Here is a 22985-nt window from a genome sequence, read left to right as displayed (position 1 = left end):
GCAGCCATGCTGGTGGGATCCGCCGCGGGCGGACAACTACCCGGCCTGACAGTTCGCGGCGCGGTCAGCGGACCGGTCCGCCGGCCACGTGGACGACCTGGCCCGAGACGTACGACGCCTGGTCGCTCACCAGGAACGCCACCACGTCGGCGACATCCTGAGGCTGGCCGACCCGGCGCAACGGGATCGTGGCCGCCGCCCGCGCCTGGTGCTCCTCGGCCGTGAGGCCGGCCTGTGTCGCCAGGGCCGCCGTCATCTCGGTGGCCACGTAGCCGGGCGCCACGGCGTTGACGGTGACGTTCAGCGGGCCGAGCTCGAGGGACAGCGTCCTGGTCAGGCCCTCCACCCCGGCTTTGGCCGCCGAGTAGTTGGCCTGGCCGACGTTGCCGGCCGCGGCGATGCTGGACAGGTTCACCACACGGCCCCAGCCGAGCTTGGCCATGTGCTCGGCGACCGCGTGGGTCATCAGGAACGGGCCACGCAGGTTCACGTTGATGACCAGGTCCCAGTCGGTCGGCGACAGATGGAACAGCAGGTTGTCGCGGGTGATGCCGGCGTTGTTGACCAGGATGCCGGGTGCGCCCAGCCGGTCGGCCACCTCGTCGACCGCCCGGCGCACGGAGCCGGCGTCGCTCACGTCGACCCCGATCGCCGTCGCCCGGCCGCCGGCCCGGACCAGGCGGGCGGCCGTGCTCTCGGCGGCCATCGGGTCGATGTCGAGGACGGCCACGCCGATGTCGTCCTCGACCAGCCGGGCGGCCACCGCCGCGCCGATGCCCCGGGCCGACCCGGTGACGATGGCGACGCGGTTCACGCCGGCTCCGGCGTCAGCGTGACCGGCAGGTAGCTCATGCCGTTCAGGACGTTCGAGTAGATCCATTTCTCGGGGCCGGTCTGCTCGGCGGACGCCACGAGCGTCCGCAGCGAGTCGAGCACCTCCTCCACCTCCAGGCGCGCCAGCGTGTGGCCCAGGCAGATGTGGGTGCCGAAGGCGAAGGTGAGGTGCTTGTTCGGACGGCGGTCGAGCCGGAGGCGGTCCGGGTCCTCGAAGGCGCCGGGATCCCGGTTGGCCGACGAGATCCAGATGCTGGCGATGTCGCCCTTCTTGACCGGCTGCCCGCCGACCGTGGTGTCGCCGGTGACCTTGCGCCCGCTGTGGATCGCCGGCACGCTCCAGCGCAGGATCTCGTTGGCGGCGGTGTCCAGGCCGACCGTGCCCTCCTTGAGGGCACGCCACTGGTCCGGCCACTCGATCAGCGCCTGGAGGCCGCCGGAGATGGCGTGCCGGCCGGTCTCGTCCCCGCCGATCATCAACCCGTAGCAGTTGGACATGAGGTCGGCGTCGCCGAGCCGCCGGCCGCCGACGTGGCAGTTGGCCAGCAGACTGACCACGTCGTCGGAGTCGCTGTCGCGCCGGGTGTGTGCCAGGTCGGCGAAGTAGAGCAGGATCTCGCTCTTGGCCTGCCAGCTCTCCTCGGGCGGGGCGCCGGCGTAGTCGGAGCTGAACGCGCGCGAGGTGAGCCCCAGCAGGTACCGCCGGTCCGCCTCGGGCACATCCATCAGCCCGCAGATGGCGCCGAGCGGGATGTTCGCCGAGACCTCGTGGACGAAGTCGCACTCGCCCTTCTCGATCGCCGCCTTGATCAGGTCGTCGATCGTGCGCCGGATCGCCTCGCGGATGCTCTTGAGCCGGCGGGGCGAGAACGCCGCGTTCAGCACGTTGCGCAGCTGGGTGTGCCGGTCGCCGTCGGTCACCGCCAGCATCGAGCCGGCCGCCGAGTCGCCCCCGGTGAGGAGGGTCTCGAGCATGTTGCCGCCCTCGGTGGTGTAGTTCTTCCGGTCGCGGTAGATCTCCATGGCGTCCGCGTGGCGGGTGAAGACCCAGAAGCCGGGGCGGTCGCCCTTAGGCGGATGCCAGTAGTGCGGCCGTTCCTCGCGGAGCGCGCGCCAGACTTCGGACAGGTCGTTCTCGGCGTGCAGCACGGGGTCGGTGAGGTCGAGCGACTCGAGGTTCTCGGAGCTGGTGGTGGGGCGGATCATCGACGGCCTTCCGCGTGAGGGACGGACGGGGAGGGCAGCGCCGTCGCCACCGCGGCGAGGGCACCGACCGTGGGGTTCTCCACGATCTCCTTGGGCGAGAGGGCCAGGCCCACCTCGCGGGCGCGCCGGATCAGCGAGATGGCGAGCATGCTGTCGCCGCCGAGCGCGAAGAAGTTGCTGCCGACGCCCACCTCGCCGCCGACGCCCAGCAGCTCCCGGAAGAGGCCGGCCAGCGCTCGCTCGGACGGGGTTCCGGGGGCCTGGCCGGCCGGGGCGGGAGTGTCGGGTTCGGCCGCCTCGGGCAGCGCGGCCGGATCGAGTTTGCCGTTCCGGGTCATCGGGAGAGCATCGAGGAGCACGAACCGGCTGGGGGTCATGTGCTCCGGCAGCCGGCTCATGGCGTGCGCGCGCAGGTCGTCCGGGGTGGGCGCCGCCGTCCGGGCCGGTACGACCCAGGCGACCAGCCGGGGCCGGCCGTCGCCGTCCTCGCGGACGCCGGCCACGGCGCGGGCGACCGCCGGCAGTTCCTCCAGCACGGCGGCGACTTCACGCGGCTCGATCCGGAACCCCCGCAGCTTGATCTGGTCGTCGGCCCGGCCGTGGAAGTCGAGGTTCCCGTCGCCGCGCCAGGAGGCGATGTCGCCGGTGCGGTACATCCGGCTTCCGGGCGGGCCGAACGGGTCCGCCACGAAACGTTCGGCGGTCAGCCCGGGCCGGTTGACGTAACCCTGGGCCACGCCGATCCCCGCTACGTACAGCTCACCCCGGAACCCCGGCGGCACCGGTTGAAGTCCCGGCCCGAGCACGTAGACCCGTGCGCCCGCGATGGGCCGCCCGATCGGGGGCCGGTCACCTGGAGTGAGAGGGCGACTCTGAGTGGCACAGACGGTGACCTCGGTGGGCCCGTAGGCGTTGACCATCCGGCGGTTCTTCGACCACCGCGCCGCCAACTCGGCCGGGCACTGTTCGCCGGCGCTGATCAGGCCGCGCAGGCCGGGCACCGCCTCGGGATCGACGCTGGACAGCGCCACCGGCGGGAGAATGGCGTGGGTGATCCTCTGGTCGAGCAGGACCGCCGTCAAGGCTTCCCCGGCGAGCGGACCCGGCGGGGGTACGACCAGTGTGGCCCCGGCGGTGAACGTGCCCACCAACTCGGCGACGAACGCGTCGAAGCTGGGCGAGGCGAACTGCAGCAGCCGGGACCGGCCGTCCAGGCCCAGGCCCTCGCGCTTGGTGGCGGCCAGGTTGGCCAGCCCGGCGTGGGTGACGGCGACGCCCTTCGGGCGGCCGGTCGTTCCGGAGGTATAGATGACGTACGCCGTGTCGGCCAGCCGCGGCACGACCCGGGGGAGTTCGCCGGTTCGCCCGGGAGCCATCGGGGCGTCCACGGGGATGCGGGGCCACGGCCGGGTCAGCGGCAGGTCGTCAGCCGTCGCGCACACCACCGCCAGCGGGTCGCAGTCCTCCAGCATGGCCGCGATCCGCTCGGCGGGGTAGCCGGGGTCGACCGGGACGAACGCGGCGCCGGTCCGTACGGTCGCCAGAACCGCGACGATCAGATCGAGCGACCGGGGCAGCGCCAGGGCGACCCGCTTCCCCGGCGCCGCACCGGCCTCGGCGAGCGTCGCCGCCAGGTGCCCGGCACGCCGGTCGAGCTCGGTGTAGGAGATGGCGGCGCCGTCCTGCTCCACCGCCGGGCGCTCCGCGTTGGAGGCCACCGCGCGTTCCCACATCCGGCCCAGCGTGGCGGCGGGCTCGGCCTCCCGAAACGCGTTCCACTCCCGCAGCACCCGGCGGCGGGTCGCGGCGTCGAAGAGGTCCAGCCGCGCGAGCGGCTGCCCGGGAGCGTCGTGGAATGCCCGGAGCAGGCGCTCGACCATGTCCAGGAGGCGTCCGGCGGGCGCCTCGCCCATCCGCTCGGGGTCGGCGACAAGGGTCAGCGTGAGAGCGTCGCCGGCCCGGTCCACCCGGAGCTCGACGGTGGGCGGCCGGTCCGGATCGGGCAGCGGCTCCCCGGAGCGGGCGAGGGTGACCACGGTGTCGAACAGCGAACCGGCGGCCTCGCCGAGCACGGCGTGTCCCCGCGGCCCGAGATCGGCGTGTTCGGCCGCGACGGCCAGGGCCGGTGCGACCCGGTCCACGACCGCGCCGAACGAATCACCGGGCGCGACCGGCACCCGCACCGGCCGTACGCCGGAATCGGCGCCGCTCGTCCGGGTGCCGAAGACCACCGGGGAGCCGGCGCCCAGCAGATGGAGCAGGACCGCCCAGGCGCCGTGGACGGCGTCGTCGGTCGCCGCCACCGCCAGCCGCCGTTCCTGCCGGGAGGCGCCGGTCGAGGGGACGCCGAGCATGTCCAGCAGGCGGGTGGGCCGGTCGGCACCGGCCAGCGCGGATCGCCAGAACCGGGCGTTCAGGGCCTGACGGCGCAGCCGAGCGCGATCCGGCTTCGCGGAACCGAGCAGGGGGAGTTCCGGCCGGACCTCGATCTCGGCCGGGACGTGGCTGTCGCCGAGCGTGTCCGCGACGTACGCCCGGAGGGCCTCCGGCCGCGGCGTGCGCCCGGCGGCCGGCGTCACCACGGCGTGGACCAGCGCCAGACGATCGTCGTCCTCGATGCCGAAGACCGCCGCCTGAGCCACGTCCTCGTGCTCGAGCAGCACCCGCTCCACCGCTTCCGGGTGGATGCGGACGCCATGCGCCTTGAGGACGCCGTCGAGCCGGCCCTCCCACGTGAGGTAACCCGACTCGTCGAGCCGGCCGGCGTCCCCGGTGTGCACCCATCCGTCGCGGACGGTCCGGGCGGTCTGCTCCGGGTCGTTCCAGTAGTGGCTCATCCTCCAGCGCCCCGCCACGCAGATCTCGCCGGGCTCGCCGGGCGGCAGGATCCGGACGTGGTCCCGTGGGTCACGAATGGTGATCCGGACGTTCGCCGGCGCCCGCCCCACCGTGCGCCGGAGGTCGGGATCCGCGTGGTCCCGCGGCGTGAGCAGGCTGATCAGGCCGGTCTCGCTGCTGCCGTACACCTGGAACAGCACCGGACCCAAAGCCTTGGCGGCGGCGGCCAGCCGCTCCGGCGCGGCCGGGCTGCCGGTGTAGAACACCTCGCGCAGGCTGCTGAGGTCGAAGTCGTCGAACGCGGGGTGCTCGGTGAGCGCGTACACCTGCGGCGAGGCCAGAACCATCCGGTTGACGCCGTGCCGTGCGACGGCCCGGAGCACCGCGCCGGCGTCGAACCCGTCGTGCAGCACGACGCTGCCGCCGGCGAGGATCGCGTCGTCGGCCGAGAAGCCGCTGGAGTGGGTCAGCGCGCCGTTGATCAGGCACACCGCCGGCTCGGCGGCGACGGCCGCGGCGGCCATCTCGTTCTTGACGGCGAACGACCAGCTGACGCCCTTGGGCCGTCCCGACGAGCCGCTCGTGAAGGTCACCACGGCGGTCTCCGGGCGTTCGGCCGTGGCGTCGTCGAACGGTGTCCCGGCCGGCTGGGTCGTGTCCAGGATGTCGGCGCCGAACCGGCCGGGCGCCATGATGGCGAAGTTCGGCCCGGTCGCGGCGCGCAGGGCGCGGGCACGGTCGAGGTTGTCCGCGTCGACCGCGAGCACCAGGGGCCGCAGATCGGTGAGGATCTCCGCCTGCACGCGGAGGCCCAGGTCGTCACGCGGGTCCGCCGCGTTGACGCCGCGGATGTGGACCGCCGTCCCGCCGACCAGGTTCACGGCGTACCGGTATACCAGTGTGGACGGCGTGTTCGGGCTGGTCAGCACGGCGACCGTGGCGCCCGGGTGGACGCCGGCGCGGCGCATCCACGCGGCCGTCGTACGGATCGCGCCGGCCAGCCGGCCGGCCGAGAACGGCTCGTCCCGGAGGAACACGACGGCGGCGGCGGGATCGGTGTCGAGCCGGCCGAGGATCTGGCGAACGTAGTGGTCATGCCACCGCACCGGGGAATCTCCAATACAGCTCGGTTTCCGCCACGGTAGGAGCCGGCCCGGCCGGCCCGGATCCCTCGCGTTGACAGTGGCCGCACCGTCAGGGCGGGCGATGGTGGCCCGGTGGATCCGGTGCGTACGGTCGCGTTCCATGACTTCCGCACCCTCACCGGCCGACGTCATCGTGGTCGGCTGTGGACCGAGCGGCGCCGTGCTCGCCGCCCTGCTCGCCCGCCGGGGCCGGCGGGTCACCGTCATCGAGCGGCATCCCGAGGTCTTCGGCCTGCCCCGGGCCACCAGCTTCGACGGGGAGACCGCCCGGTTGCTGGCGGCGGCCGGCGTGGGGGCCGGGTTGCCCGGGATCTCGGTGCCCGCCACCGGCTACCAGTGGCGCGGCGCCAACGGGCAGGTGTTGCTGGACATCGGCTTCAGCGAGACCGGGCGGTACGGCTGGCCGGACGCCAACACGATGCACCAGCCCGCGCTGGAGCAGCTGCTCGCCGCCGCGCTGGCGGCCGAACCGCTGATCGAAGTGCGGCGGGGCCTGTCCGTGGTCGGCATCAGCCAGACCGACGACGGTGTCACCGCGGTGGCCGAGGACCGGGCCGGTGTCACCCACACCTTCCGGGCCGGCTGGCTGGTCGGCTGCGACGGGGCCAACAGCATCGTGCGGGCGCTGGCCGCCGTGCCGATGACCGACCTGGGTTTCTCCTTCGAGTGGCTGTTGTGCGACGTCGCGCTGCACGAGCCCCGGCAGTTCGAGCCGACGAACATCCAGCTGTGCGACCCGGCCCGGCCCACGACACTGGTGGGCAGCGGGCCCGGCCGCCGGCGATGGGAGTTCATGTGCCTGCCGGGGGAGTCGGCCGAGCTGGACAGCGCCGAGGCCGCGTGGCGGCTGTTGTCGCCCCACGGGGTCACGCCCCGGACGGCGACGCTGCTGCGCACCGGGGTCTACCGGTCACACGGCCGGTGGGCGCAGCAGTGGCGGCAGGGCCGGGTCCTGCTGGCCGGCGACGCGGCCCACCTGATGCCGCCGTTCGCCGGGCAGGGCATGTGCTCGGGGATCCGCGACGTCAGCAACCTGGCCTGGAAGCTGGACCTGGTGCTCGGTGGCGGCGCGGATGAACGGCTGCTCGACAGTTACACGACCGAACGGCGCGGCCACACCCGGGAGGCCGTCCTCGCCTCGGTCAAGCTCGGGCGGGTCATCTGCGTCACCGACCCGGCGGCCGCGGCCGACCGCGACGCGGCCATGCGGGCCAACGGTGGAGGCGGCCGGACGGGACCTCCGGAAGCGACGCGGCTGACCGCCGGTCTGTTCCTGCCCGGCTCCGGCGATGTCATCGTCTCCGGCCGGATCGCCCGCGACGGCGTCACCGGCCGGTTCGAAGACCTCGTCCCACCGGGCTTCGCCCTCGTCACGACCGAGGCGCCGGCCGCGGTCGGCGAGGCCCAGCGCGCCTTCCTGCACGACATCCGGGCCACCGTCGTCCACCTCGTCCCGGGACACGTCCAGGACATCGACGGCGCCTACCTCTCCTATCTGCGGGACCGGGGCGCGGCATCGGTTCTGGTCCGGCCGGACTTCCACGTCTACGGCACCGTGGCCGAAGGCAAGCTCGCCGTGCTCGTCGACGGTCTCCGGGCCCGGCTCCGCACCGGCTGACACCCGCCGCCCGTCAGGCTGAGGGATCCCGGCCGCCCGGTGCGGCCCCTAGCGTCGACGAAGTGAGTACCTCCGAGCAAGACCTCATCCGGGCCCTTCGGGAGTCGGTCAAGGAAACGACCCGGCTGAAGCAGCGCAACAGTCAGCTGCTCGCCGCGGCCTCGGAACCGATCGCGGTGGTCTCGATGGGATGCCGCTTCGCCGGGGGCATCGCCGGGCCGGAGGACTTCTGGCGGGTGGTGTCCGAGGGCGCCGACGTCTACACACCCTTCCCCGGCGACCGCGGCTGGGACCTGGCCAACCTCTACGACCCGGACCCGGACACCCCGGGCACGACGTACGTCGAACAGGGCGCCTTCCTGCACGAAGCGGCCGAGTTCGACGCCCGCTTCTTCGGGATCTCGCCGCAGGAGGCGACGGCCATGGACCCGCAGCAGCGGCAGCTGCTCGAGGTCTGCTGGGAGACGATCGAACGCGCCGGCATCGACCCGGACAGCCTTCGCGGCACCACCACCAGCGTCTACGCCGGGATCGTGCACCAGGACTACGCGCCCGACCTGGCCGGCGCGGAGGGCTTCCTCAGCCTCGAACGGGCGCTGGGCAGCGCCGGCGGCATCGCGTCGGGCCGGGTCGCCTACTGCCTCGGGCTCGAGGGGGCCGCGGTCACGATCGACACGATGTGCTCGTCGTCGCTGGTCGCGATCCACCTGGCCAGCCAGGCCCTGCGCCGCGGAGAGTGCACGATGGCGCTGGCCGGCGGCTCCACCGTGATGGCCACGCCGGGCGGCTTCGTCGGGTTCGCCCGCCAGCGAGGGCTCGCCCGCGACGGCCGGATCAAGTCGTTCGCCGCCGCGGCGGACGGCAGCAGCTGGGCCGAGGGCGTCGGCGTCGTCCTGCTCGAACGGCTCTCGGACGCGCGGGCCAACGGGCACCAGGTGCTCGCCGTGATCCGCGGCTCGGCGGTCAACCAGGACGGCGCGTCGAACGGCCTCACCGCCCCGAACGGGCCCGCGCAGCAACGTGTCATCCGCGCCGCGCTGGACGCCAGCGGGCTCGCGCCGGAGGACATCGACGCCGTCGAGGCCCACGGCACCGGAACCACGCTGGGTGACCCGATCGAGGCACAGGCGCTGCTGTCGACGTACGGCCGGAACCGGGACGCGAAGCGGCCCCTGCTTCTGGGCTCGGTGAAGTCGGTCCTCGGCCACACCCAGGGCGCCTCGGGCGTGGCGGCGTTGATCAAGACCGTGCTGTCGCTCGGCCACCGTTATCTGCCGAGAACGCTGCACGTCGATGCCCCGACCCCGCAGGTCGACTGGTCGGCCGGCGCCGTCGAGCTGCTGACCGAGGGATGCGTGTGGCCCGACACCGGGCGCCCGGCCCGGTCCGGCATCTCCTCGTTCGGCGCCAGCGGGACCAATGTCCACATGATCGTGGAGGAGGCGCCGCCCGCCGGGGCCGTCGAGCCGGTCGCGCGAACCGGGCCGGAGACGGCACTTCCGTTCGTCGTCACGGCCCGGACCGCGACCTCGCTGGCCGAGCTCGGCCGCCGGCTCGGCGACACCGTCGGCGACACCGTCGGCGACGCCGTCCCGCTGGCGGGCTTCGCCCACGCGCTGGCGACCGGGCGGGCCGTGCGCGGCCACCGGGCGGTGGTGGTCGCGAGCACCCCGGAGGAACTGCGCGCGGGCCTCGGTCTGGTGGCCGAGGGCCGGACCGGCCCCGGGGTGACCGCCGGCTCGGCCCGGACGGCCGGCCCCGGCCAGGTGGTCTTCGTCTTCCCCGGCCAGGGCACCCAGTGGGCCGGCATGGGCCGCCGGATGCTGGACACCTCGCCGGTGTTCGCCGCCCGGATCGCCGAATGTGAGAAGGCGTTCGAGCCCTGGGTCGACTGGTCGCTCGCCGACGTCCTGCGCGGCGAGGTCCCCGATGCCCTCGACCGCGTCGACGTCGTGCAGCCGGCGTGCTTCGCGATGATGCTCGGCCTGGCGGCGGTCTGGGAGTCTCTCGGTGTCGTCCCGGACGCGGTCGTCGGCCACTCGCAGGGTGAGATCGCGGCCGCCTGCTTCTCGGGTGCGCTGTCCCTGGCCGACGCCGCTCAGGTGGTGACGTTGCGCAGCCAGGTGATCGCCGAGCTGATGCCGGCCGGGGGCGGGATGGCGTCGGTCGGGCTGGCCGAGGACGCCGTACGCGCCCTGATCGAGCCGTGGGGCGAGCGGCTGCAGGTGGCGGCGTTCAACGGGCCCGCGTCGGTGGTGGTCGCCGGCGAGGGTGACGCGCTCGACGAACTCGCCGCGCGGGTGGCGGGCGGCGACATCCGGTTCCGCCGGCTGGCGGTCGACTACGCCTCGCACAGCCACTTCGTGGAAAGCCTGCGGTCCGCGCTGCTGACCGATCTGGCCGCCGTGACATCCGTGGAGCCGCGCATCCCGTTCTGCTCGACGGTCGAGCCCGGCCGGCCGGGCGACGAGCCGCTCGACGCCGGGTACTGGTTCCGTAACCTGCGTCAGCCGGTGCTGTTCGAGCCGGCCGTGCGGGCGCTGATCGCCGGCGACCACCGGGTCTTCATCGAGCTCGGCGCCCACCCGGTGCTGGTGCCGGCGATCACCGGGACCGCGGCCGAGCTGGACGCGGACGTCCTCGCGGTCGGGTCGATCCGGCGGGACGAGGACGCGCCCGCCCGGCTGGCCACCTCGGCCGCCGAGGTGTTCGTGCGCGGCGTGCCGGTGACCTGGCGGGCGCTGCTGCCCGAGGACGCCGGAACGTTCCGGGTCGAGCTGCCCACGTACCCGTTCGATCACCAGCGGTACTGGATCACCATGCCGGTCACCTCGGCCGGGCCCGAGGCGCTGGGCCAGGCAACCAGCGGCCACCCGCTGCTCGGCGCGGTGGTGGACCTCCCGCAGACCAACGGCGTGGTCGCCACCTCCCGGCTGTCGCTGGCCACCCACCCGTGGCTGGCCGGTCACCGGATCCAGGACACCGTGCTGGTTCCCGGCACGGCGTACGTCGATCTGGCGATCCAGGTCGGTGACGAGCTCGGCTACGGCGTGCTCGACGAGTTGGTGATCGAGGCCCCGCTGGTGCTGGCGGCGGACGCGGCCGTCAGCCTCCAGGTCGCCGTGGGCGCGCCCGACGCCGCCGGTCGCCGCCGGGTGGAGGTGCACAGCTCCCGGGCCGGGGGTGGATGGACCCGGCATGCCGCCGGCCTGTTGTCCGGCGCGGACGACGCGGCGGCCGGCAGCGGTTTCGACTTCACCTCGTGGCCGCCCCCGGGCGCCGTCGCCGAACCGGTCGACGACTTCTACGAGCGCCTCGCCGGGCGCGGATACCAGTACGGGTCCGCCTTCGCCGGGCTGACCGCCGTGTGGCGGCGCGGCGACGAGGTCTTCGCCGAGGCGTCCCTGCCCGCCGGCCACCGGGACGACGTGGACCGGTTCGGCATCCATCCGGCTCTGTTCGACGCGGCCCTGCACGCGAACGCCTTCCACCGGCGCGCCGACGACCGTAACGTCCTGCCGTTCGCCTGGAACGGGGTCCGGCTGCACGCCGGCGGCGCGGTCGCGCTGCGGGTGCGCGTCGCGCCGTGCGGGCCGGACGCGCTGTCGTTCGACGCCGCCGACGGCACCGGTGCGCTGGTGCTGTCGATGGACTCGCTGGTCTCGCTTCCGATCACCGACGTGAACGGGTCGGCGGCGGCCCGGGCGCCGGAGTCGCTCTGGCAGGTCGACTGGGCGCCGCTGGCCTCGCCGCCGCCGGCCGCCGTGCCGGAGCACCTGGTAGTCGTGGAGACCTCCGGCGACGTGGTGCGGCTGGCGCTGGCCGACGAGCTCGGCGATCCCCGTCCGGACGTCGCGGTCCTGGACGTCGCGCCGGTCGACGCGGGCGAGGCCGACCCGCTGCCGTTGCTGGGCCGGGTGCTCGGCGTGGTGCAGGCCTGGCTGGAGGAGCCGGCGCTCGTCCCGGTGCCGCTGGTGGTGCTGACCCACGGCGCGGTTCCGGCCCCGGGCCCGGTCGTGGACCCGGCCGGCGCCGCGGCCTGGGGGCTCGTGCGGTCCGCGCAGGCCGAGCACCCGGGCCGGATCGTCCTGGTCGACGCCGAGCCGGACGGCGACCGGGACCGGTCGGTGGCCGCGGGCCTGGCGTCGGGACAGGAGCGGGTGGCCGTCCGCGCGGACGTCGTGCTGGCTCCCCGGCTGGGCCGCGCCGTCCTGACCGGCGGTGCGGCCGCGTCCGGCTTCGCCGGCGGTGGCACCGTGGTGATCACGGGTGGCACCGGGGTGCTCGGGGCGGTGCTGGCCCGGCATCTGGTGGCCGAACACGGCGTACGCCGTCTGGTCCTGGCCGGCCGGCGCGGCCCGGCCGCCGAGGGGATGGCCGAACTGGTGGCCGAACTGGCCGGGCTCGGCGCCACGGCCGAGGTGGCCGAGTGCGACGTGACCGACCGGGAGGCGCTCGCCGCGCTGCTGGCCGGCGTACCGGCCGAGCACCGCCTGACCGGCGTCATCCACCTGGCCGGCGTGCTCGACGACGCCGTCGTCACCGGCCTCGACCCGCACCGCCTGGCAAAGGTGTTCGCGCCCAAGGCGGCGGTACGGCTGCTGGACGAGCTGACCCGCGACGACCCGCCCGAGGTCTTCGCGGTGTTCTCGTCGGCCGCGAGCGTCTTCGGATCGGCCGGGCAGGGCAACTACGCGGCCGCCAACGCGTACGCCGAGGCGATCGTGTCCGCCCGCGCCGCCGAGGGCCTGCCCGCGGTGGCGCTGGCGTGGGGCCTGTGGAGCCCGGCGACCGGGATGACCGGCCGTCTGGCCGACGTCGACCGGACGCGGATGAGCCGCGGCGGTGTCCGTCCGATGTCCACCACCGAGGCGCTGGCCGGCTTCGACGCGGGCATCCGCTCCGGCCTGCCGCTGCTGGTGCCGATCGGTCTCGACCTGGCCGCGGTGCGGGCCGAGGCGGGTGCCGGCGGCGTCGTGCCGGAGCTGTTGCGGTCGCTGGTCCGGCCGGCCCGGCGTACGGCGACGGCCGGAGCCGGCGAGCCCGGCGGGGCGCTGGGGCGCCGGCTGGCCGGGCTCACCGGCGCCGAGCAGACCGACCTGGTTCTCGCGCTGGTGCGGGCCGAGGTGGCGACCGTGCTCGGCATCGCCGACCTGGACGCCGCCTCGGACGACAGCCGGTTCGGCGACATCGGGTTCGACTCGCTGACCGCGGTCGAGCTGCGCAACCGGCTGACCGCGGCGGCCGCCGTGAAGCTGCCGGCGACGCTGATCTTCGACTACCCGACGCCGAGGCAGCTGGCCGATCACCTCATCGAGAAGGTGCGCGGATCGTCCGCCGCCGGCGCCGCCCCCGCGCCGCGGGTTCCCGAGCGTTCGCTCCCGGCCGCCGACGACCCGGTGGTGATCGTCGGGATGGCGTGCCGCCTGCCGGGCGGTATCACCACGCCGGCCGAGTTCTGGGACCTCGTGGCCGAGGGACGGGACGGCATGTCCGCGATGCCGGCCGACCGCGGCTGGGACGTGGACCGCCTCCTGGGCGCCGACCCCGACGAGGCCGGGACCACCTACGTGCGGCAGGGCGGCTTCCTGCACGACGCCGGCTACTTCGACGCGGCGCTGTTCGGCATCTCGCCGCGGGAGGCGACCGCCATGGACCCGCAGCAGCGGCTCCTGCTGGAGACCACGTGGGAGGCGCTGGAGTCGGCGGGTGTCGACCCCTCGTCGCTGCGTGGCGCCCCGGTCGGCGTCTACACCGGCATGTCCATCCACGACTACCTCGGCGACCTGGCGCGCGTCCCGGCCGAGTACGAGGGTTTCACCACCACGGCGACGGCCGGCAGCGTGGCCTCCGGCCGGGTGTCGTACGTGTTCGGGCTCGAGGGCCCGGCCATGACCGTCGACACCGCGTGCTCGTCCTCGCTGGTGGCGGTTCACCTGGCGGCCCAGGCGCTGCGCCAGGACGAGTGCGAGATGGCGCTGGCCGGCGGCGTGGCCGTCATGGGCTCCCCGGTCGGCCTGACCGGCTTCTCCCGCGCCCGGGGGCTGGCCGCCGACGGCCGGATCAAGGCGTTCTCGGCCGCCGCCGACGGCACCGTGTTGTCCGAGGGCGTCGGCGTGGTCGTGCTCGAACGGCTGTCCACCGCGCGGCGCAAGGGCCATCGCCCGCTCGCACTGGTCCGCGGGTCCGCGATCAACCAGGACGGGGCGTCCAACGGCCTGACCGCGCCGAACAGCCTGGCCCAGCAGCGGGTCATCCGGGCCGCCCTGGCCGCGTCCGGCATCGGCCCGGACGAGGTCGACGCCGTGGAGGCCCACGGCACCGGCACCACGCTCGGCGACCCGAGCGAGGCGCAGGCCCTGATCGCGACGTACGGTCACGGGCGCCCGGCCGACCGGCCGCTGTGGCTGGGCTCGGTGAAGTCCAACCTCGGCCACACCCAGGCGGCGGCCGGAGTCGCGGCCGTCATCAAGATGGTGGAGGCGATCCGGCACGGGCACCTGCCGGCGACGCTGTTCGTCGACGAGCCCACGCCGCACGTCGACTGGTCCGAGGGGGCCGTGGAGCTGCTGACCGAGGGCCGGGACTGGCCCGAGGCCGGGCGGCCCCGGCGCGCCGGCATTTCGTCGTTCGGCATCAGCGGCACCAACGCCCACCTGATCCTGGAGCAGGTCCCCGAACCGGTCGCGCCGAAGCCGGACCGGGACGCCGAACCGGATGTCCTGCCTTTCGTCCTGTCCGCCCAGAGCGCGGCCGCCCTCGCCGGCCAGGTGGACCGGCTGCGGACCGCCGTGGCCCGGGGGGTGCCGCCGGCCGGCGCGGCCCGGACGCTCGTCACCGCCCGGTCGCTGCTGGCGCACCGGGCGGTGGTCGCCGCCGCCGGCCGGGAAGCTCTGCTCGCCGGTCTCGGCGCGGTCGCGGCCGGCCGGCCCGGGCCGGGCGCGGCGGTGGGCGCCGTCACGGCCGGCGCCGGAGCGTCGGTGGTCTTCGTGTTTCCCGGTCAGGGGGCGCAGCGCGCCGGCATGGGCCGCGCCCTGTACGAGCGGTACCCGGTCTATGCCGCCGCCTTCGACGAGGCGTGCGCGCGGCTCGACGAGCGACTGGACGGCGCCGTGGACTCCTCCGTCCGGGACGTCGTGTTCGCCGAGCCCGGTGGCCCCGAGGCGGACGCGCTGAACCAGACCGTCTACACCCAGGCGGCGTTGTTCGCGGTCGAGACGGCGCTGTTCCGGCTGGTCGAGTCGTGGGGCGTACGGCCCGCCCTGCTGCTCGGGCACTCGATCGGCGAGATCACCGCGGCGCACGTGGCCGGGGTGCTGTCGCTGGACGACGCGGCGACCGTGGTGGCCGCCCGCGGCCGCCTGATGCAGCGGTTGCCGGCCGGTGGGGCGATGGCGGCGGTGGCCGCGACCGAGGACGAGGTCCGGCCGTTCCTCGGTCCTGACCTCTGCCTCGCCGCGGTGAACGATCCGGGGTCGGTGGTGCTGTCCGGCGACGAGGACGGGGTGGACGCGGCCGTGCGCGCCTTGCGCGAGCAGGGCCGCAAGGTGCGCCGGCTGCCGGTGTCGCACGCGTTCCACTCGGCGCGGATGGACCCGATGCTGGCCGGGTTCCGGGACGCCATCGCCGGTGTGACCTGGCAACCGGCCCGGATCCCGGTGGTCACCGCCGACGGGGCCGACCTGACCGGCGCCGGGTACTGGGTGGATCACGTACGGCGTACCGTCCGGTTCGCCGACGGCGTGCGCGCCGCGCTGGACCGGGGCGGGCGGCTGTTCGTCGAGCTCGGGCCCGGGGCGGGCCTGTCCGCGCCGGTCCTCGAGACGGCGTCGCGGTCCGGCCACGAACCGGTGTGCGTGCCCGCGCTGCGGGACGGGCAGGCCGAGGCGGAGACCCTGATCGGTTCGGTCGCCGCGCTTTTCGTCCGCGGCGTGCCGGTGGACTGGGAGCCGCTGGTGCCCGCCGACGCCCCGGCCGTGCCGCTGCCGACGTACGCGTTCGACCGCCGGCACTACTGGCTGACCTCGGCGCCGGGCGCGGTGAACGCGGCCGATCTGGGCCAGGTCGAGGTCGAGCACCCGCTGCTGGCGGCGATCGTGCCGATGCCGGACACCGGCGGCCTGATCGGCACGGCCCGGCTGTCGCTCACCACCCACCCCTGGCTCGCCGGGCACCGGCTGCACGGCGTGCCGGTCCTGCCCGCCGCCGCGCTCGCCGACCTCGCCGTACGGGTGGGGGACGAGCTGGGCTGCGGCGTGCTGGGCCACCTCGCGGTCGGGGCGCCGCTCGCGATCCCGGACGGCACGACCGTCCGGCTGGAGATCGTGGTCGGCGCCGACACCGGCGGCCACCGTCCGTTCACCGTCTACGGCGCGCGGGACACCGAGGCGACCTGGGTCCACTGTGCGAACGGCACCCTGGATGCCGGCGCTGTCGCCGATCCGGGGACGGCCGGGCAGTGGCCACCGTCCGGTGCGGAACAGCTGGCGATCGACCCGGAGGGCGACGGACGCGCGGAGACGGCCGCGCTGTGGCGCCACGGCGAGGACACCTTCGTGGAGGTCGGGCTGGCCGACGATGCGGAGCCCGAAGCCTTCGGCCTCGACCCGGCGCTGCTCGACACGGCGCTCCGGGCGGTGCTCGGCCCGGACGCGATCGCGACGCCGTGGGAATCGGTGGTGCTGCACGCCGGCGGGACGCGCCGGCTGCGGGCGCACCTCGCCCGGCTGGCCGGCGACCGCTGGAGCCTGCGGGCCACCGACGAGACCGGGCGGCCGGTGATCACCGTGCGCTCGGTCGGCGCCACGCCGGTCCGAGCCGAAGATGTCGGTGCGCGCCCGGCTGCGGACGCCATGTTCCGGGTGGTGTGGCAGCCCGTGGCTGTTCCGGCGGCCGGGGTCGTTCCGGCGGACGAGGCCGCGTCGCCCGCTGTCGTCACGCTCGGCGGTGCGGCCGACGTCGAACCCGGCCGGCCGGACGACACCGTGTACGACGTGCCCGCCGGACCGGTCGCCGGCGTCCTCGCCGATGTGCTGGCCGTACTGCGGGCCTGGCAGCGCGGCGCCTCCGCCGGTGGGCGGCTGGTCGTGCGTACCGCCGGCGCCGTCGGCGAGCTCACCGACGCGACCGGCGCCGCCGTGTGGGGCCTGGTCCGGGCGGCCCAGGCCGAGATGCCCGGCGTCGTGCTGCTCGACGTGGAGCCGGGCCTGGACGCCGGGACGGCCCTGGCCGCGGCGCTGGCCTCCGGCGAACCGCAGCTCGCGGCCCGAACCGGCGGACTCCGGGTTCCCCGCCTCGCCGCGGCCGATGTGACGGCCGCCGAGCCCACCGAGTGGAATCCCGACGGCACGGTGCTGATCACCGGCGGCACCGGCTCCCTCGGCTCGCTCGTGGCGCGCCACCTGGTACGGACCCGGGGTGTCCGGCGGCTGCTTCTGGTCAGCCGGCGCGGCCCGGCCGCCGAGGGTGCGCGGGCGCTCGTGGCCGAGCTGGCCGAGCTGGGCGCCGAGGCGTCGGTGGCCGCCTGCGACGTGGCGGACCGGGACGCCGTGGCATCGCTGCTCGCCGCGATCCCGCCCGAGCACCCGCTCACCGCCGTCGTGCACACCGCCGGCGTCCTGGACGACGGGCTGCTCGACGCGATGACGCCGGACCGGCTGGCCGCCGTTTTCGCCCCCAAGGCGGACGCCGTCCGCCACCTGGAGGAGCTGACCCGCGACCACGACCTCGCCGCGTTCGTCGCCTTCTCCTCGGCCGCCGCGCTGCTCGGCTCGGCCGGGCAGGCGAACTACGCCGCCGCCAACGCGTATCTGGACGGCCGTATGGCGATCCGGCGCGCGAACGGCCGCCACGGTGTGTCGCTGTCCTGGGGTCTGTGGGCGCAGGACGGCGGCATCACCGGCAACCTGGGCGACGCCGACCGGGCGCGGATGCGCCGCGCCGGGGTGTCGCCGCTGAGTCACGAGGAGGGGCTCGCGCTCTTCGACGCGGCGGTCGACAGCGGCGCGTCGCACCTCGTGCCGATCAAGCTCGACCTGGCCGCCGCGCGGGCCGGCGCCGCCGACGGGGGCACGGTCCAGCCGTTGCTGCGCGATCTCGTGCGGGTCCGCCGCCGGGCGGGCCGGGCGGCGGACACCGGCGACCTGGCCGCCTCGCTGGCCGGCCGGCCGGAGGGCGAGCGGGAACGTATCCTCCTGGCCCTGATCCGCACCCGGGTGGCGCTGGTCCTGGGGTACGCCTCGGCCGAGGACATCGCGCCGGACACCCCGTTCCAGGCGGCCGGCATGGACTCGCTGGGCGCGGTCGAGCTGCGCAACCGGCTCAGCGCCGAGGCCGGGTTCGCCATGCCCGCGACGCTGGTCTTCGACTACCCGACGCCGGTGGAGCTGGCCCGGTTCCTCCGCGAACGGCTGTCCGGCGAGGACGCGCCGGTGGAGGTCACCGCCGTCACGGCGGGCAACCTGGCCGATCCGATCGCGGTGGTCGGGCTCGGCTGCCGGCTGCCGGGCGGCGTCCGCAACCCGGACGGCTTCTGGGACCTGCTGACCGCCCGCCGCGAAGGCCGGGCGCCGGTGCCGGCCGACCGTGGCTGGGACCTGTCCACGATCCCGGTGGAGGCCGGCGGCTTCCTCGACGACGTGGCCGGGTTCGACGCCGGGTTCTTCGGCATCTCGCCGCGCGAGGCGACGGCCATGGACCCCCAGCAGCGGCTGCTGCTCGAGGTGGTGTGGGAGGCCTTCGAGGACGCCGGGCTCGACCCGGCGGCGTACCGGGGCTCCGATGTCGGCGTCTTCGTCGGGGTGATGGGCGAGGGCTACGGCATGCAGGGCGGCGACCCGGAGACCGATGGCCTCCGGGTGACCGGCGGCGCGCTGTCGGTGGCGTCCGGGCGGGTGTCCTACGCGTACGGGTTCACCGGGCCGGCGATGTCGGTCGACACGGCCTGCTCGTCGTCCCTCGTGGCGATGCACCTGGCCATGCAGGCCCTGCGCAACGGGGAGTGCTCGCTCGCCGTGGTCGGTGGCGTGACGGTCATGGCGACGCCCAACGCGTACGTCGAGTTCGCCAAGGCCGGCGGGCTCGCGGCCGACGGGCGGTGCAAGGCCTTCGCGGCGTCGGCCGACGGCACCAGCTGGTCGGAGGGTGTCGGCGTGGTGCTCCTGCAGCGGCTTCCGGACGCCGAGGAGCAGGGCAGCACGGTCGGCGCGGTGATCCGGGGCTCGGCCGTCAATCAGGACGGCGCCTCGAACGGGCTGACCGCCCCCAACGGGCTGGCGCAGCAGCGCGTCATCCGGCGGGCCCTCGCGGTCGCCGGGCTGTCGCCGGCCGAGGTGGACGTCGTCGAGGCGCACGGCACCGGCACCCGGCTGGGCGACCCGATCGAGGCGCAGGCGCTGCAGGCGACGTACGGCCGGCGCGAGGCCGCCGATCCGCTGTGGCTGGGGTCGGTGAAGAGCAACGTCGGCCACACCCAGGCGGCGGCCGGTGTCGCGGGCGTGATCAAGATGGTGCTGGCGCTGCGGCACGAGACGCTGCCGGCGACCCTGCACGCGGACGCGCCGACCCCCGAGGTCGACTGGTCCGGCGACACCATCCGGCTGCTGACCGACGCTCAGCCCTGGCCGGCCCGCCCGGACCGGCCGCGCCGGGCCGGCGTGTCCGCGTTCGGGGCCAGCGGCACCAACGCCCACGTCATCGTGGAGGAGGCGCCTCGCAGTACGCCGCCCGGCACGCCCCAGCCGGCCGGCCCCGCCCTCCTGCCGTTCGTCCTGTCAGCCGGCGACCCGGGCCGCCTCGCCGCCGTCGCGATGCGGCTGGCGGACGCCGTCGAGGACCGGCGGCCCCCACTGCCGGACCTGGCCGCCGCGCTCGCGTTCGGCCGCGCACGACTCCGCGAGCGGGCCACCGTACTCGCCGCCGACCACGCCGAGCTGGCCGCCAAGCTGCGGAGCCTGGCCGCCGGCGAGCCCGCGCCGGACGTCGTGACCGGGCGGTCGGGGCCGGGCAGCGGCGCCGTGTTCGTCTTCCCCGGCCAGGGCGGCGGGTGGGCCGGCATGGGCCGCGAGCTGATGGCCTCCTCGGCCGAGTTCCGCGAGTGGATCCGCCGCTGCCAGGAACTGCTCGACGAGTACGGCTGCGACTGGACGCTGGAGCAGGCTCTCGACGGGACGGACGACCTCTCCCGCACCGACGTGGTCCAGCCCGCCGCGTTCGTGATGATGACCGGGCTGGCCCAGCTCTGGGCGCGGGCCGGCGTCCAGCCCGAGGTGGTCGTCGGGTCGTCGCAGGGCGAACTGGCCGCCGCCTGCGTGGCCGGGGTCCTGTCGCTGACCGACGCGCTGAGGATCTGCGTGGTGCGTTCCTGGCTGGCCGCGGCGCTGCCGCCGACCGGCGGGATGCTCGTGCTGGGCGTCAGCCGGGAGCGGGCGGAGGAGCTGCTGGCCGCGTACGACGGCCGGCTGGAGCTGGCCGCCGTCAACGGGCCCGCCATGGTCGGCGTCTCCGGCGAGGTCGCCGCCATCGAGCGGCTCGCGGCTTCCGCGGCCGAGCAGGACATCTGGTTCCGGCGGTTGCGGGCGGACTACGCGTCGCACTCCTTCCTCGTGGACGAGCTGGAGCGGCCGATGCTGGCCCAGCTCGACGGGGTCGGCGAGCGCCCGGCCCGCGGCCTGGTCGAGCGGTGCCGGTTCTACTCCACGGTGGAGAGCCGGTGGATCGGCCCGGACGACGTCCTGGACGCCGGCTACTGGTTCCGGAACCTGCGCCGCACGGTCGAGCTGGAACCGGCCGTCCGCGCGGTGACCGCCGGCATGCGGGCCGTCGTCGAGGTGTCCCCGCACCCGGGTCTGGTGGCGCCGATCCTCGACGTCATCGCGGACACCGGCCGGCCGGTCGGCGTGATCGGCACGCTGCGGCGCGACCACGGTGGTGTACGGCAGGTGCTGACCGCGATGGCCGAGGCGTTCGCCATCGGGTTGCCGGTCGACTGGACGGCGGCCGTCCCGGACTCCGGCCCGGCATGGCGGGAGGTCTGCCACGCCTTGCCCACCCACCCGTTCCAGCACCGCCGGTACTGGCTGCGGGGCGGCGGTTCCCCCGCCGCCGCGCCGGCCGAGGAGACGGAGCATCCGCTGCTGACCACGGTGACCGCCCTGCCCGATTCCGGCGGCGTGCTCGCCGTGGGGCGGCTGTCCGCGCACCGGCAACCGTGGCTCGGCGGCGCCGGGGGCGGTCCGGCCGAGGTGCCCGCCTCGGTCTGGGCCGAGCTGGCCATCCGGGCCGGGGACGAGCTGGACTGCGGCCGGCTGACGGAACTGGACGTGGCCGAGGCGGCCTGGCTGGACCGGGGAACGACCCTGTCGGTGCAGGTCTTCGTCGGCGGCGCGGACCACGACGGGCGGCGGCCGGTCACCGTACGGTCCGCGCCCTCCCCGTCCGGCGACTGGACGCTGAACGCGACCGGCCTGCTCGATCCCGGCTCGGCCGGCGCCGGTGAGGCCGGGTCCGATCTCGCGGCCTGGCCCCCGGCCGGTGCCCAGCGGGACGACGTACGGGAGGTCTGGCGCCGCGGTGACGAAACCTTCGCCGAGGTGGTCCTCACGGACGACCACGGCCGGGACGCCGCCGCCTTCGGCATACATCCTCTTCTGCTGGACACCGCGCTCCGGGCCACGGACGGCGCTTACGGTGACGCCGCCCGGTGGCGGGATGTCGAGTTGCACGCGACCGGCGCCGCGTCGCTGCGCGTCCGGGTACGCCCGGCCGGGGACGGCGTCGAGCTGCTCGCGGCCGGCGAGGACGGCCGGACGGTGTTCACGGCCGGGCGGATCGCCCCGCGGCCGGCCCGCGAGCCGCGGCCGATCCGGCCGGACGGCGCCCTACGGGTCGCCTGGGCCGAGCTCGACGTGGCCGGCGACTCCGGTCCGCTGCGGGCCGTCCCGGTGAACAACGACGACGAGGTGCTCGAGCTCGCCGGCGATCCGCCGGCCCTGGCCGGCTCGGTGGCGGTCCTCGACGTGCCACCCGGCGAGTCGCCGGCGGCCGCCTGCCGGCGGGTGCTCGCGGTCGCCCAGGCGTGGCTGGACGAACCGGAGCTGGACGGCGCCCGGCTGGTCGTGCGGACCCGCGACGGCGTGCCCGTCGAGCCCGGCGCGGTGCTCGATCCGGCCGCCGCGGCCGTCCACGGGATGATCGCCGCCATCCAGGCCGAGCACCCGGACCGGTTCGTCCTCGTGGACGTCGAACCGGACGCCGGCCCCCGGGCCGGGCTGGCCGCCGGCGTCGCACATGCGGCGGTGCGGTCCGGGCGCGTCCTGACCCCGAGGCTGGTCCCCGTCGCGGAGACAGGCCCGGCGGTTCGCCCGCTCGACCCGGCCGGAACCGTCCTGATCATTGGTGGCACGGGCCGGGCCGGCTCCCGGGTCGCCCGGCATCTGGCCGCCCGGCACGGCGTCCGGCACCTGGTCCTCGCGAGCCGGCGTGGCCTGGGCGCCCCCGGGGCGGCGGACCTGGTCGACGAGCTCGCCGCGGCCGGCGCCACCGCGAGCGTGGTGGCCTGTGACGTCACCGACCGGGACGCGGTACGCGGTCTGCTGGCCGGTATCCCGGCCGCCCACCCGTTGACCGGCGTGGTGCACGCGGCCGGGACCGCCGGCCGCACCCCGCTCGCGAAGCTCGACCGGGACCGGCTCGGCGCCGTCCTGGACGCCCGGGACGCGTCGTTGCGGCACCTGGCCGACCTCACCACCGGCCGGGACCTCGCCCTGGTCGCGGTGGTCATCACCGCCGCCGGCCTGATCGGCCCGGCCGACCAGGCGGCCGACGGCGCCGCCGACGGGCTCGCGCTGGCGGCCGCCACCCGGTGTGGTGCCCGCGCGCCGATGCTGGCCACCGCGGACGGCGCGGGGCTGTCGGCCCTGTCGGCGGCGATCGACACCGGTTCCCGGTTCCCGGTACCCGGGTCCCCCGGCCGGTGGGCCGCGCCGGAGCCCGGGCGGCCGGTCCCGCCGCTGCTGCGAGGGCTCGTCCGGGCCCGGCGGCGGCCCGCGTACCGGGCGGCGTCCGCCGTGGAGCCGACCGGCCGGTGGGCGGATCTGCTGAGCTCGCAGAACGGCGCCGAGCGGGAGAGGACGGTGCTGGACCTGGTGCGGGCGCAGCTGGCGCGCGTCCTCGGCTTGAGCCCCGACGAGCCGGTCGAGTCCGGGCGTGGCTTCTTCGAGGTCGGCCTGGACTCCCTGATGGCCCTCGACCTGACGCGGCGGCTGAACAGCCAGGCCGGCACCTCGCTCACCCCGGCCGCGGTGTTCAACCACCCGACGCCGGCCGCGCTGACCCGCTATCTCCTC

4 protein-coding genes and 1 pseudogene are annotated in these 22985 nt (G+C 75.6%); 2 read left to right on the top strand and 3 right to left on the bottom strand.

Going from position 1 to position 22985, the window contains the following annotated elements; all coding sequences use genetic code 11:
• Positions 1-64: 64 nt before the first annotated feature.
• From fabG to ACFY36_RS11370, 3 genes are read right to left on the bottom strand one after another with little or no spacing between them, the layout of a single operon-like run.
• Complete coding sequence (fabG, locus tag ACFY36_RS11380) at positions 65-814, bottom strand: 3-oxoacyl-ACP reductase FabG (RefSeq protein WP_499745816.1); 750 nt, start codon at positions 812-814, stop codon at positions 65-67.
• Positions 811-2040: a cytochrome P450 gene (locus ACFY36_RS11375; protein ID WP_499745815.1), complete on the bottom strand. Its 1230-nt coding sequence runs from the start codon at positions 2038-2040 to the stop codon at positions 811-813. The genes fabG and ACFY36_RS11375 overlap by 4 nt, the downstream gene beginning before the upstream one ends.
• Positions 2037-5984 (bottom strand): amino acid adenylation domain-containing protein, encoded by a 3948-nt coding sequence (locus ACFY36_RS11370; protein ID WP_499745814.1) that lies wholly within the window; start codon positions 5982-5984, stop codon positions 2037-2039. Before ACFY36_RS11370 ends, ACFY36_RS11375 begins: the two co-directional genes overlap by 4 nt.
• Before the next feature lie 139 nt (positions 5985-6123).
• On the opposite strand from ACFY36_RS11370, the gene mhpA reads away from it, so the two are divergent.
• Together mhpA and ACFY36_RS11360 are read left to right on the top strand one after the other, a co-directional pair.
• Positions 6124-7641 (top strand): bifunctional 3-(3-hydroxy-phenyl)propionate/3-hydroxycinnamic acid hydroxylase MhpA, encoded by a 1518-nt coding sequence (mhpA, locus tag ACFY36_RS11365; RefSeq protein ID WP_499745813.1) that lies wholly within the window; start codon positions 6124-6126, stop codon positions 7639-7641.
• A 158-nt stretch (positions 7642-7799) separates the two neighbouring features.
• Positions 7800-22970, top strand: a pseudogene (locus tag ACFY36_RS11360) (SDR family NAD(P)-dependent oxidoreductase); the annotation flags it as partial.
• Between the last annotated feature and the right edge of the window lie 15 nt (positions 22971-22985).

Source organism: Actinoplanes sp. NPDC000266 (genome assembly GCF_042899005.1).
In the GTDB taxonomy this organism is placed as follows: Bacteria; Actinomycetota; Actinomycetes; order Mycobacteriales; family Micromonosporaceae; genus Actinoplanes.
The sequence above is the reverse complement of the archived record's forward strand: the minus strand, read 5'-3'. Positions and strand labels throughout refer to the sequence as shown.